This window comes from Bacillus sp. 105MF (assembly GCF_000374885.1).
GTDB classification, from domain to species: domain Bacteria; phylum Bacillota; class Bacilli; order Bacillales; family Bacillaceae_G; genus Bacillus_A; species Bacillus_A pseudomycoides.
Genome location: NZ_KB895615.1, coordinates 1 through 13,932, shown reverse-complemented (window position 1 = coordinate 13,932; position 13,932 = coordinate 1). Strand labels below are relative to the sequence as shown.

General features: G+C 31.3%; 14 protein-coding genes and 3 pseudogenes. 2 read left to right on the top strand and 15 right to left on the bottom strand.

Annotated features, from left to right (window positions below; genetic code table 11):
* From C564_RS35745 to C564_RS0128945, 14 genes and pseudogenes are all read right to left on the bottom strand, one after another.
* Positions 1–146: pseudogene (locus C564_RS35745) on the bottom strand (IS6 family transposase); the annotation flags it as partial.
* A 162-nt stretch (positions 147–308) separates the two neighbouring features.
* Positions 309–896, bottom strand: coding sequence for a GTP cyclohydrolase I FolE (folE, locus tag C564_RS0129005; RefSeq protein ID WP_018767834.1), 588 nt, complete (start codon positions 894–896; stop codon positions 309–311).
* Between the two features lie 43 nt (positions 897–939).
* Positions 940–1,656: a 7-carboxy-7-deazaguanine synthase QueE gene (gene queE / locus C564_RS0129000; protein WP_018767833.1), complete on the bottom strand. Its 717-nt coding sequence runs from the start codon at positions 1,654–1,656 to the stop codon at positions 940–942.
* Complete coding sequence (queD, locus tag C564_RS0128995) at positions 1,649–2,140, bottom strand: 6-carboxytetrahydropterin synthase QueD (protein ID WP_006097709.1); 492 nt, start codon at positions 2,138–2,140, stop codon at positions 1,649–1,651. The genes queE and queD overlap by 8 nt, the downstream gene beginning before the upstream one ends.
* The gene (gene queC / locus C564_RS0128990) at positions 2,140–2,805 is read right to left on the bottom strand and encodes a 7-cyano-7-deazaguanine synthase QueC (RefSeq protein ID WP_018767832.1); all 666 of its coding nucleotides are present in this window, start codon (positions 2,803–2,805) and stop codon (positions 2,140–2,142) included. Before queC ends, queD begins: the two co-directional genes overlap by 1 nt.
* A 12-nt stretch (positions 2,806–2,817) precedes the next feature.
* Positions 2,818–3,606 carry an ABC transporter permease gene (locus C564_RS0128985; protein WP_006097707.1) on the bottom strand — a complete coding sequence of 263 codons (789 nt, stop codon included), beginning with the start codon at positions 3,604–3,606 and terminating at the stop codon, positions 2,818–2,820.
* 2 nt (positions 3,607–3,608) lie between these two features.
* Complete coding sequence (locus tag C564_RS0128980; RefSeq protein WP_018767831.1) at positions 3,609–4,400, bottom strand: ABC transporter permease; 792 nt, start codon at positions 4,398–4,400, stop codon at positions 3,609–3,611.
* Positions 4,397–5,395 (bottom strand): ABC transporter ATP-binding protein, encoded by a 999-nt coding sequence (locus tag C564_RS0128975; protein ID WP_018767830.1) that lies wholly within the window; start codon positions 5,393–5,395, stop codon positions 4,397–4,399. Before C564_RS0128975 ends, C564_RS0128980 begins: the two co-directional genes overlap by 4 nt.
* Before the next feature lie 17 nt (positions 5,396–5,412).
* The gene (locus tag C564_RS0128970) at positions 5,413–6,078 is read right to left on the bottom strand and encodes a PIG-L deacetylase family protein (protein WP_003203739.1); all 666 of its coding nucleotides are present in this window, start codon (positions 6,076–6,078) and stop codon (positions 5,413–5,415) included.
* Positions 6,079–6,241: 163 nt separating this feature from the next.
* Positions 6,242–7,009, bottom strand: coding sequence for a class I SAM-dependent methyltransferase (locus tag C564_RS0128965; RefSeq protein ID WP_006097704.1), 768 nt, complete (start codon positions 7,007–7,009; stop codon positions 6,242–6,244).
* A gap of 11 nt (positions 7,010–7,020) precedes the next feature.
* Positions 7,021–7,800, bottom strand: a complete 780-nt coding sequence (locus C564_RS0128960; protein ID WP_018767829.1) for a glycosyltransferase family 2 protein — start codon at positions 7,798–7,800, stop codon at positions 7,021–7,023.
* Positions 7,766–8,524: a DUF5591 domain-containing protein gene (locus C564_RS0128955; protein WP_018767828.1), complete on the bottom strand. Its 759-nt coding sequence runs from the start codon at positions 8,522–8,524 to the stop codon at positions 7,766–7,768. Before C564_RS0128955 ends, C564_RS0128960 begins: the two co-directional genes overlap by 35 nt.
* A 13-nt stretch (positions 8,525–8,537) precedes the next feature.
* The gene (locus tag C564_RS0128950) at positions 8,538–10,205 is read right to left on the bottom strand and encodes a carbamoyltransferase family protein (protein ID WP_018767827.1); all 1,668 of its coding nucleotides are present in this window, start codon (positions 10,203–10,205) and stop codon (positions 8,538–8,540) included.
* 20 nt (positions 10,206–10,225) lie between these two features.
* Positions 10,226–11,260, bottom strand: a complete 1,035-nt coding sequence (locus tag C564_RS0128945; protein ID WP_018767826.1) for a bis-aminopropyl spermidine synthase family protein — start codon at positions 11,258–11,260, stop codon at positions 10,226–10,228.
* 639 nt (positions 11,261–11,899) lie between these two features.
* On the opposite strand from C564_RS0128945, the pseudogene C564_RS35740 reads away from it, so the two are divergent.
* Positions 11,900–12,566 (top strand): annotated as a pseudogene (locus tag C564_RS35740) (IS6 family transposase).
* Positions 12,567–12,822: 256 nt separating this feature from the next.
* Positions 12,823–13,452, top strand: coding sequence for a hypothetical protein (locus C564_RS0128930; RefSeq protein ID WP_003203095.1), 630 nt, complete (start codon positions 12,823–12,825; stop codon positions 13,450–13,452).
* A gap of 174 nt (positions 13,453–13,626) precedes the next feature.
* On the opposite strand, the pseudogene C564_RS33935 reads toward C564_RS0128930, so the two are convergent.
* Positions 13,627–13,932 (bottom strand): annotated as a pseudogene (locus tag C564_RS33935) (transposase); the annotation flags it as partial.

The window sequence follows — 13,932 nt, the reverse complement described above, 5'->3', positions numbered from 1 at the left end:
GTGGTGTGAGCAATAGACAAACCTCGTTCCTCCATCATTTCCACCAAATCACGAAAACTTAGGTTGTACCGTAGGTACCATCTTACCGTTAATAAGATAATATCAGGTTGATAGTGCTTCCATTTGAACAAATTTTCCTTTTTCATACCGATCACACACCTTTTTTAGAGTAATAGTATCAGTATGTCCAAGATTTAGAGATTATTTGCAATTTCCCTGAAGTTTTTGCACCAGAACCACCCACAAAAAGAATAACGTCTTTTTTCATTTCAAGAGAATTTTTTTTTTAGCATAATAACGATGTAATTCTATCCCTCTATCAAATTTAAAATTTCACTTCGAAGTGTATTATTATCTTTAACTATTCCTTTATATGACGAAGTTATAGTCATTGAACCAGGTTTTTTCACACCTCTCATTGTCATACACATATGCTCAGCTTCAATTACAACAATTACTCCTTTTGGCTCTAAAGTTTCAAAAATTACATTTGCTAATTCATTGGTTATTCTTTCCTGCAACTGTGGTCTTTTGCATATGGTTTCTAAAGCTCTAGCTAATTTGCTTAACCCAGTTACTTTTCCATTATTAGGAATGTAACCTATGTGGGCCCTTCCAAAAAAAGGTACCAAATGATGTTCACACATAGAATAGAACGGAATATCTTTAACTAATACCAATTCTTCATGATTTTCATTAAATATTTTTAACAAATGTTCAGAAGGGTTTTGACCTAAACCTTGAAAAACTTCCTTATACATTTTTGCTACTCGCTTTGGGGTTTCCAAAATACCTTCCCTATTAATATCTTCTCCAATTGCTTCAAGAATCATTTTTACTGCTACTTCAATTTTGTCAGTATCTATTTCTACACTTTGGATTGTTTTTAAGCTCATATATTATTTCCACCTTATTAATTTATTCATAAAATGCTCTTATTTATACGCCTCGTTTATTTCCCCATACTAAAGCATGAAGTTGAGGTAATACTTTCGCATCATTCATTTCTTTACACTGTACAGCTTTTTCAATCAACCGCTCATATTTCTGTAATAAGTTTTTAATAAGCGCTGCATCATCCACCGTTTTCGTATCATCGTTCCCAACTTGTAAAAAAAATGGTACTTGCGGATATCGCTTGTGCACCTTTACTGCATATTCAAAATCATAATCTTCAAATACGACTACTTTTAAACTAAAATCTTTTCTTTCTAATTTATGAATAACAGAATCTAGCATCGTAAAATCTGTTTTCATCTTCGAACTTGGTGGTTTAGGCGAAATGGTCACTTCATCAATTTGAAGTAACCATTCTTGCCACTTACTCCCTTGCGTCTCAATCGCTGTACGAATTCCATTCTCTTTTAATACAGTAAGAAGAAACTGAATATTTTTCAGCAAAACGGGATTCCCACCTGAAATTGTAACGTGAGAAAAATTTTCTCCACCAATTCCAACAAGTTCATTCCAAATTTCTTCTGGCGCCATTTGTCTAATTTGTTCTTTTGTTGAGCCATCCCATGTAAAGGCTGAATCGCACCAAGAACAGCTATAATCACAACCTGCTGTGCGAATGAACATCGTTTTTTGTCCGATAACCATTCCTTCTCCTTGAATGGTTGGACCAAATATCTCCAAAACAGGAATCTTACTCATCGAGTATCCACTCCCGTCTTACTTCTGCATAACTCGTTGGTGTTTCAAAGAGCCGTATGAATTCGACACGAGCTCCTTTATATTCTTCTGCTCGATTCCCTTTTGTTAATGCTTCCGCCATCTTTTCATAAATCCAGACGACCATATTTTCCGCAGTCGTATTCATCACTGGTAATGTTTCATTTAAATAGCGATGATCCAAATAAATCTCTATTTCGTTTTTCCAAATTTCTTTTATATCTCCAAAGTCAATTGCAAGTCCAATGTCATTTACATATCCACTAATACCAAATACAACTTTGTATGTATGACCATGTAAATTTTTACATTTCCCTTCATAACAGTGCAAATGGTGTGCTGCATCAAATGTAAATTCCTTGCTGACCATTACTCTTTTATTATGGTATTTTAATTGCTCACGCTGAATATCCTTATCCATTTTTTGCAAATTTTCTACAATGCGAAATCCGAAAAAGTTTTCCATTATTCATTCCCTCCTTCGCGTTCTTGTAGATACGTATCTAAACCTGCTTTACGAAGTTGGCACGCTGGACATTCACCGCAACCATTACCAATGATTCCGTTATAACATGTTAAAGTTTTTTCTCTAACAAACTCGAATGCTCCAAGTTCATCTGCTATTTTCCATGTCTCTGCTTTATCAATCCACATAAGTGGTGTATGAATGACAAACGGATAATCCATTGATAAATTTAATGTAACGTTTAACGATTTCACAAATACATCACGGCAATCTGGATAACCACTAAAATCAGTTTCACATACACCTGTTACGATATGGTGTGCCCCAACTTGTTTTGCTAATACAGCAGCAAATGATAAGAATAGTAAATTTCGCCCATCTACAAATGTCGATGGTAATTCACCTTCTTCGTGTGTAATCTCCATATCTGTTCTTGTTAACGCATTTGGAGCTAGCTGATTTAGTAGGCTCATATCTAGCACTGTATGTTTAATGCCAAGCTCGTTCGCAATTTCCGCTGCACAATCAATTTCTAACTTATGACGTTGATTGTAGTTAAATGTTATAGCTTCCACCTCCGCAAACTGTTGCATTGCCCAAAATAAACATGTTGTGCTATCTTGCCCACCACTAAAAACAACTATTGCTTTATCATTAGAGTACATTTTATTCTCCCCTTAACTACTTGCACTGTTATAATATCTTAAGGCAAACTTCCAAAAATAAATTGAAATAATAAAAAATCCAATAGAATAACCCATTAACACGAATACATCGTTTAGTTCTAATCGACCAATTAAAGCATAAGTTGGAATATTACTAACAATAACAATAGGAAAAACAAATAAAAAAACAAATCGACTTATTCCTTTATATAAGGAAGATGGGTATCTAAGTAATGTCATAGTACCAAGAAATAACTCATGCATACCTTCAACTTTGGTTAACCATATAGATAAAGTCATTAAAATAAACCACAGAGAATACGAGAGTAAAATCCCTAAAAACAATAGACCCAAGAAAGAAAATCCATTTACAATACTAACACTCTCTCCCTTTTGTAATAATGCATAACTAATTAACAGTACGGCTGGTAAACAGTTCCCTAAATTCCCTAAATCAAGCTTTCTTAATGAAACTAGAAACTGACTATTGATAGGTTTAAACAATATATGATCTAAACTTCCTTGGTTAACTAAACTCGGTATATACGGTAGATTATTAATAAAAAGAGTAAACATCAAAGATTTTATCAACTCACTTGTTCCAATTAGCAAATAAATATCATTTGTATTCCAACCATTAATATTACCAAAACTATCAAATATACTATTAAAAAATATTAATGTAACAATGAACCAAACAACGCTATCTAATATATTTAAAAAAAAGTTAACTCTATACATCATAATATTACTTAAATTAATTTTAAGAATTGCTTTTAACATTTTTAAATATCTAATCATATTTATGCACCAACAGATTCATATTTATTTAACCCCTTCTTCCAAAGTACTCTAATAAGGACATAGAAAACTAAGGACCATATCACTTGTAAAATTAATCCATTTACAATTTCAGTGCCACTTAAATTTCCTAAATATACATTTACCGGAAAGTGAATCAAGTATGAAAAAGGTAAAAACTGAGTTATTGTATTTAACGGGGCTGGTAAAAATTCAAGCGGAATAAGCGATCCAGATAATAATTCTAATACTATATCTACAGTAAAGAAAAAGGATGATATCTCTACAAAGTAAAATGAGAAGAGTGATATCAAATAATAAATCATATAATATAGTATTAATGCTCCTACTATTGAAAGAATGAACAGGAAAGTATATTTTAAAGTAGGCAAAAGGAAATAATCCTTGTTCAGGAATATTATCGGTATTATCGGTATCACTGACATCAGTACCTGAATAATTTTGTTACCTAAATTATGACTAAACCAATATCCAAAATATGAAAATGGTTTTGTAAGATATTTTGATAATTCACCGGATTGTATTTCCTCATTTATCGACCAGTGCATTTCAGGAATTAGTAAAAGTTCAATTAACTTAGCAATTATTACATAAGTAATCATCATTTCAAGAGTATAGCCTTGAATATTGTTTTGTGTTTCAAAGAGAGAATGCCACAATAGTATTAAAGCCACAAGCGGTATTAAACCAAAAATCATATATAATACAACATTCATGCGATACTGAAAAACCGCTTGAAATGAAAGCATCATTGGTTTTAAATACTTCTTCATACTGTTATTTTCACTCCAGTCGATTCCATTGAATAAATATCTTCAATGAGGTCTTGTGATGACATTTCAGTCAAATTGTAGTCAATAACATTGAATTCTTTTAATATGCTAGATATGGTCTCGTTCACTAGCTTATCTTGAATTTTTATTGTTACACTAAATTTATCCGATTCTTTAACTTCTCCATATTTCTTAAGATCTTGAGAATTTATTTCATTCTCAAAGCTAAGAGATATATATTTATAACTCTTAATTTCTTCTTTTATTTTTTTGAAATTGTTATTAAAAACAACTTCTCCATTCTTCAATATTATTAATTCTTCACATAACTCATATATATCTGGGAAATAATGGCTAGTTATTATAACTGTTGTATTTCTTTCTTTGCAATAATTCTTGAGAAAATTTCTAATATTCTTTTGAGCAAGAAAATCCAATCCAATAGTCGGTTCATCTAAAAATAATATCTTAGGTGAGTGTAAGATTGAAGCAATTAACTCACATTTCATTCTCTCTCCTAACGATAGATTCCTTACTGGCGATTTAAGAATTTCTGATACCCCAAGATTTTCAGCTAATTCATCTACATTCTTTCTAAACTCTGTATCAGACAGTTCATATATTTCTTTATGTAATAAAAATGTTTCGTAAGGGGAAAGATCCCACCATAACTGATTTTTTTGGCCTAAAACAACGCCAATTGACTTTAAAAAATCTTTCTTCTTATTATGGGGGTTAAATCCATTTACCAAAATTCTCCCGGAAGTTGGTTTAATTAACCCAACCATTGCTTTCATTAAGGTAGACTTACCAGCACCATTCGCGCCAATAAGCCCTATTATTTTACCTTCTTTTATTTTGAATGACACATCACTTAAAGCAGTAACCTTGACCTTTTCTCTTTTAAATAAACTCTTGAAAGAGTTTATTAATCCTTCTTCAATCTTTACTCTTTCAAAAGTTTTTGATACATTTTCAATTTCAATGATATCCATCTTCTCTCTCCTTCTTACTACTTACTTACCACTCTAAAAACTTCTGCAAATTGCACTCCTGCCTGCATACCTCTATAAGAATTTAACCCCAAAACTCCATCAACCAAATTTAATGTTTTAAGTTGTGATTCGTATTTTTTAATTGATGCTTTTTTCAGTTCAATAAACCTGGTAATATCTTTTACAACCTGATAGTTTTTCATGGGAGTCCATACTTCATACTGTAAACACATCCTTATATAAGGAGCACAATCCTCTTTTAAGAACCCTGATTGACACAGGAATATTGCTTCTGATACAACTTCATTTACTATTCGATGATCCCTATCACTTTCCATATCATGGGGGAAATAAATAAAATTAGGCTTATATAGAGAGATTTCGTGAATAATTTCTTCCACAAAATCTAAAGAATACACAAGTGATCTGTCTGGTTTCTTTAAAAATTTAACATTTTCTTTTTCTATCCCTAATGTATTACAAGCTTTTATACACTCGTTCTCTCTATTTGAAACAATTTCATTTAAATCCCCTACACCTCCAGATAAATCTCCTTTTGTAATTATTATTACTTTTATATGTTCACCCTTACTAATAGCTTGAGCAATTGTTCCACCACAGCCAATGACTTCATCGTCATGGTGTGGCGCTATAACTAAATGTTTTTTTACTATATCCTTCATTCAGCATCACCTTTATTGAACAGGTAAATCATTTACCTATTATTTTAATTAAAAATTATTTACTCTGGAGTCCCTATACTAACTGGATACATTTTATTTCCACTAGAAAAATATACTTTTTTAAGAGCGTCTATTCGCACTGTATATCATTAAAATTCTAACCTTACTTCCTACATTCATACACCATAAATTCACTATTCCTCCCAAAAGGATTTTTATTGTAATCACCATAAAAATTTTTTATATTGAATCCTTCTATTTCTAAGAGATACTGCATTTCGGATGGTAAAGTATATTTTGCAAGAAATCTAAATTCTTTTTTACTTAAGAAATTATCTGCTATGTCATAAACCTCAAAATAACAAGTGGTTTCAATTATTTGCTTATAATGATCTGCTTTTACGACATCCCATGATTTAACTTTATAATTTTTAAAATTCTCCCCTTTAATAGGACTATTTCCTCCATCACTCACTCTCTTAGAATAAGGAAGAATAGTTGGAGGTGTAATAATATCGAAAACAAAAATCCCGCCTTCTTTTAATAGTAATTTAATATTTCTAAGAGCTAATTTTTGTTGTGACGATGTAAGTAAATATTCAAATACACCACCAGACATAAATATAAAATCAAATTTTCTTTCAGACTTAAAATCTGTAGCAGAAGAAACCTTAAATTCTATTTTATCCTTAATATTTGGCATCTCATCTAGCTTCTTACTAGCTTTTTCGATCATTCCTGCTGATATATCAACACTAGTTACATTAGCGCCTTTTTCAGCAAGAATAAAAGATAATCTACCAGTACCGCACCCCAAATCTAAAACTTCATCATTTGGTTTTACCAAACCACTGTAAAAATCAAAAATACCATCAGGTTCTGGGATGATAATGTCGTATAATTCAGAAATTTCATCGTATTGTTGCTGCATTGTTTTCCTCCTTAATGTATTTCTTTTTCATATCCCCTATAAAAGGAAATCTGCCAAAATATGAGATAGAAAGCAGTTAAATAACCGTATTTTTTCTTGATATACTTATATGAGTTAATAATCGACCTTAATTTATTTTTAGGTTCATAATAACCATTTTTTTGTTGTAAAACCCCACGTGCATGACCTATCCCATAATTAAATGAACTTTTCAAATCTTGCTTAATGCTTAACTCTGGATGAATAATTCTTGCATTATCATCATATAAAATCTTAAGACTTGCAGATTTAACTCTAATATCAAAATCATAATCCTCTGTCCAAGATAAATTCTCATCAAAATAATATCCATTTACCTTCGCTAAGATTCCTTTATTAAATGCCAATGGAGGTGAATATGCATTTTTTTTGCAAGTATGTATATGTCTTGCACGTGCAATGATTTTTCCAATTTTGCTGTTAAATGAAAACATCACTCTTCCTTTAGCTAAAGATCCTGCATCTAATAATTTATATAACTTATTGATGGTACCTGGCATAAAAATACAATCTGAATCCATAATTAACACATTATCTTTACTAGAAATTTCAATTCCATAATTATATGCTTTTGCTAAATTAGGTGTAGGTAATTCGCCAATTACTGCATCGCTAGAATAGGCGATTTTTTTTACTTCTTCGGTTGCACCATTTAAGACAACGACAACCTCTACATTTTCATCAATACTCTTTAAACACTTTTCTAATCTAATATCGTTATAAGCTGGTATTACAATTGATAGATTCAACATATCTACTCACCTTATTTAAACAATTATCCATACTACTCAGAACTTCATCTAAACAATAAAATTCCCCTGAATCCTTTAACTCGACTAATTTATCTTTATTATTTCTATATGTTTCTATATCTGGGGTTAAAAGAAAAGTAATTCCTAATTCCTTACAAATATCTTTAATTGCAGGAGCCATTGAATATTTTTTTACCGGTACACCATATTGTATTACTACATCGTATGAATTTGATTCTAGGTATCTCCTAATTCTTTGTATCAATACATCCCTATATTCTTTCATCAATTCTTCGTAAATTACTGGATCCTCAATATCTTCCATCCAATCGTATGCACAAAAAGTAGGGTTCATTTGGTATTCATATGGTATAACTCCCGCATTTGATAGAATAATTGGATGAACCATAGGGTATTTATTTGTAACTTGTCTAATTTTTTTACCAATATATGAAAAGTCATATGGTTTAGCCCAAGTACAAACTTGTAAAAAAGCAATTCTTTTCCCCTGAGGCTTTTCGTAATAATCCCCACAAAAATATTCCTGCCATGTATTGAACTCTTCATGCTGAATATACTTTGAGCAAGCTCCTCGTTTAAAAATTGTTTCCTCTTTTATTAAATCTAATAGTATATATTCTGGGTAGTTAGGATAACTTTTTTTATTAAGTAACAAATCCTCTATCATTCCATCTTTTAGATTAGAATAATTTCTATTTCTCAAAATCTCTCCTCCTTTATTTAATAATCAAAAATGAACCTAATAAAAGGGCATCCACCTCTGATCCATAAAATGACCTAATAGCATCACTTGGGTTACAAATAATTGGTTCTTTTCCTACATTAAACGATGTATTCATAACTGCAGGAATTCCTGTTTTATGGTAAAAGTTGCGGATTGTTTCATAATAATCAGAATTCATATCCCTCGTAACTACTTGAGCCCTTGTTGATCCATCAACATGAACAATTGCTGGAACTAAATGATGTACCTCTTTTTTAACAGTAGAATTTAACAGCATATAAGGGTTATTTATTTTTTCTTCTAATACTACAGAAGCGTTTTCATCTATGATGCTGGGAGCCAATGGTCTCCATTGCTCTCTTTTCTTAATAGTATTTACTTTATTTAACATATCCCTCCTCTGAGGGCTAGCTATTATGCTTCTATTTCCTAAAGCTCTAGGGCCGAATTCCATCTTTCCAGAAAATCTTCCTATTACCTTATTTTGAATTAATAACTCGGAGCATTTATCATATTTGTTAGAGCCTAATTCTATATATGATAGATTATATTTTTTTAATATATTTAAGATACCAGAATCAGGAAATTCCGGACCGGAATATACATGATCTTCAGTGAACTTAGGCGTTATACCATTTTCGGCAAGAAACCATGAAGCTGCTCCAATACTTACCCCACTATCTGAAGCACCTGGTTGAATGTACAAACTATCCACTTCTGGTAAATCAGCTATCATTCTATTCGCTATACAATTTAATGCTACTCCTCCCGAAAGACACAAATTATCTATTCCAGTTAGATTAATAGCTTTTTTTACAAGCTTAACAATTGCTCTTTCCAAGGCTGCCTGACCTGAGGCTGCAATATTTTTATATCCCATTACCGATGAATTCATTAATAGTATTGAATCTATTGGATTATATTCATACTTAATATAATTAGGAGCAATCTTTGTTATACTATTAATAACTTTTATCCAATCTTTTAATACCGAAAAATATTTACCATTCATACTAACTGTATTTTTATTTGGTTTCAAAGGGTTTTCCAGTATATCAGGAAATTCAAATATTTCTTCCCCATATGAAGATAGGCCCATTAACTTCCCTTCATTATGCCTCCCTAAACCTGAAAATACAGTTAATGCTTCATAAAAAATACCTAAAGAATGTTCCAGCGGGTATTTTTCTAGTACTTCTATTTTATTACCTTTTCCTTTTGCTATCGTTATTGACTCTTCTTCTCCACTCCCATCAATAACTATTAGGGTAGCTTCATTGAATCCCGAACTAAAAAACGCACCAGAAGCATGTGCCAAATGATGAGAACACATATGAATTTGGGGATCTTTATCTCTCTTAAAAATTCCCTTCGGAAAAACCTTTTCAAGACAATCTTCTTTGTTAAGCTTCTTTGAATACTTCTCAAAATATAATTGCTCTACATCCCAACCCATAACAATATGATCTACTTCATTTGGAGTAATTTCAGCTTCCTTTAAACAATAAGCTATTGAATTATATGGAATTTTATCTAATGCCTTTTTTTGACGAATAAATCTTTCTTCTTCAGCTGCAGCTATTAATTTACCATTATAAAATAAACACGCACTTGCATCATGAATATCAAAGTCCCACCCATTGACTCCTAAAACATACATTATTTTACCTCGCAGTTATTTTATATTTTTCTTCTAATCTCATAATATTCTTGCGGAAAAAGGGTTGGTTTATCTATTAATCGTACAAAAACTAACATGTCTGTTTGAATATACAAATTATGGTATGTATCTTTAGAAAAACCAATGCCATCTAAGTCCTTTTTTATTAATTCTTCATCAATGTAAGGCTCTTCAGCCACTTTATAAGAACTTAAATCGTGAATAATTTCTTTTAAATAAAAACCTAAAGATGTCAAGAAATTCTGCAAATAAACCGCCCTATTACCTAATCTTTTAACACTTATATTTAAAAAAATTAAATCACCCTTTTGACCTTTTAATAATTCATTAGCTCTATTTAACCACAAATCTAACCCTCTACCATCATCTATAGGGTCACAATGTATTGCATCATACTTATTCCTTAAATCTTCCATAACTTCATTTCTAACATCAAAATTATAAAACTTAATATCATTGTTTGTATGTTTCAAACATTCAATCAACTCTTCGTCAATATCTCCTACATCTATTTCTCTGTTTTTATATTGTTTAAGGGCTAAACTTGTATAATCATCATCTCCACAAAAAAAGATATTTTTATTAGACGATAACTCTTGATTTATTATTTCAGCTCTCCTCAACGAACTATCCCAAGTAGCTTTAAATTGAGCATATTTTTTTTTGTTTATTTTATTCTCATATCCTGTATTACGAAGAGGGGTTGGTTCATATAAAATACTACTTGTTAACTCTTGTGAAAACCTTATTTTATTTTCTATAATTTCAACTAAATTTCTTTCTTTTAATACTTTTAATAATCTTAAAGCCAAACTTAAAGTCCCAGTTATTTTGACTAGATCATCTAAAGTATCTACAGTATTAATGGACTTCCAAATTATAAATTCGAATTGTTTTTCACTAATTTCATACCATTTTTTCCAAAAATTCAAAAGTACCCCTCTGTTTTTTAATTTTGGTACTTTATCTAACTCTTCTTCATAGTCTAATTCAATAAATCTTTCATATAATAAAATAATCTTATTTTCTTTCATTCTGTATACCCTACCTTAAAAAAAGTTACATATACAGTTAAACTGCATATGTAACCTCCTTATTTTAAAACTTAACCTAATGTCTTGCCTGCACGAATTAGTAAATCCTCTTCATCTAATTCAAGATCTTCAAGCTCTAACATTTCTTCATGAATATATTCCTTTTCCATTTCACATTCCCCCCTTATATAGATAATTGTGTAATTCAAATATTTGCAACAGATCTGCACCACCAATATTATCACAAGAATAGAATTTTCTGATTAATAAAAAAATTATATTTATGGATAAAATTCATTCAGAAAATTAAGTAAAATTTTTCCTGATAAAACAATACCAGGAATAATTATGGGTATTTCTATTATCATAATTTATATATTAAGATTTTCAAAAAACCTAGTATAGAGCCTTTTTTCAGAAGATTTTGTCTATTTTTTTATTTATAAAGTTTTCAAAAAATATTTATTTTTAGGGATTATTGGGGGATTTTGTGCTAGCAAATACCAGTGAGTTATCATAAAAACAGAATGAAATGGAGGCGTTATTATGAACTTAAAAAATTCAAAGAAAAAAGGGTTCTGGTGCAAAGTTTTCTAAATGAGACCACACTCTAGAAAAAAAGAGTAAGGAGAAACATAAATGCGATATTTTAAAGAAAAACAGTTCAAGAAAGATATTATTTTGGTAGCCGCCCTGTACTACTGTCGTTTTTCTTTAAGTTATCGGGGTGTCTCTGAAATTTTAAAAGAACGTGGAATCTCAGTTCACCCAACAACTATCATGCGCTGGGTTCATGAATACGGAAACCTTATCTATCAAATTTGGAAGAAGAAGAAGAAAAATAAAAACGTCCAATTATCTTGGAAGCTAGATGAAACCTATATAAAAGTCAAAGGAAAATGGTGTTATTTATATCGTGCAATAGATAAAGACGGGCATACATTGGATATTCAACTTCGTAAAAACGGGATTATCGGGCTGCTTATACCTTTATGAAAAGATTAGTGAAAACATTTGGCGAACCAACGGCTCTAACAACAGACAAAGCGCGGCATTACTTTGCGCATTTAAGAAATTAAGAAAACAAGGTTTTTATTCAAATACAACTCATTGTACAATCAAACATTTGAACAATCTCGTCGAACAGGATCATAGGCATGTCAAGAGGCGTTTTGCCAAATCCGCAGGATTTCAAAACCTTCGGCATGCTTCACGTACGATAAAAGAAATCGAAACCATTCATGCTCTATATAAAAGAAACCGAAGTCTTGGCTCAGACTTCGGTTTTTCAACGTATAATGAATGACAGGAATTATTAATGGTTGCATAACCATTTAACGATGCAATCCTAGATTCTCTATGTTTTGGGTAACTTTGCAACAGAACCTTTTAACTTAATGGGCATGCCATAAAACCCCAATAATGTATTTTTTCCTAAAAATTAAAATAAAAAACAATGAATATTCCGTTTTTTATTTCTAAAGTTCTAAACATTTATATAATTCTAAAAATAACATATATTTTAGTTGTACCAAAAATCTAAGCAAAAAGGGGATGGTTGTATGTTCAAGAAGTTAGTAGTAGGAGCATTAGCAGCTGGTTTTGCATTAACTGGAGGATTGGGAACGGTATCAGCAAGTGCAGAAGAAGATTACACGATTAAATCGTTCGAGTATTTAACTGTAGATGAACAGAGTGTGGATTCCCTGGCCAAAGTGAATAACAAATCTAACGAAGACATAAAAATAACCATGGTTTTGCCTAAACAGAATAACAAGGGAGATTGGTTAGCGTATGGTTTTACGAGCAGAGAAACCTTGGAGGCTTTCATTAAAAAAGATAAGCAAAGATTTAAAAATGTAATACAGCCTCAACTTAAAAATGTAATAAAGCCTCTAGGTAGTGGTCCTGAAAGTACGGATTTCTATGAGCATATAAATAAAGGTGGACAGTATATTTATTGGAGCAGTGGGTTTACAAACTTATCTTCTGGCTGGAATGACAGAATTTCCTCCTTAAGTACGGCGTCACCTTCTGCAAGCTACTCAACGACGCTGTGGGAGCATACTTCATCTCAGGGATATGGTCAAGGAGTCATGTTTAGACATTATGAGTGGTATGGTAAAACTGCTAATATGGCTGCGGATTGGAATGATAGGGCTTCAGCAATTGAAATCACGATGAATCCATAATAAATAACGGGAAATTTCAATTGAACAGGTGAAGAAGTTTCAAAATCACTATCCTCTCATCGGTTTAGAAGAAATGGGAGAATAGTGATTTTTTAAGGGTATTAAATTTGGTCGAAAGAAAATTGAGATTGATAATAGATTTATATCCGTATATCAAGAATGGAAACAGCGTAAGTCAACCATTCCTACAAAAGCATTGGATATTTCACATGTTTGTCCTGGTTGAAGAGAGTTCATTAAAACCTCCATATCTATCTGGATATACTCTGTACCTTTCTTGATTCTGCCATCTTGAAAATAATCAGGGTTAGGATTTTTTTAATAAATACGTGTATTCGATTTGATACCTAAGATATAATAAGCCTTTTTATCTTGTATATGTTGAAGATCTTTCAAGTGAAAATAACCTAAATCCCGGATGCATAAATCTCCTGGGCATAAAGTATCTAAACAATCTGTACCAAAGATTTTATCATTATT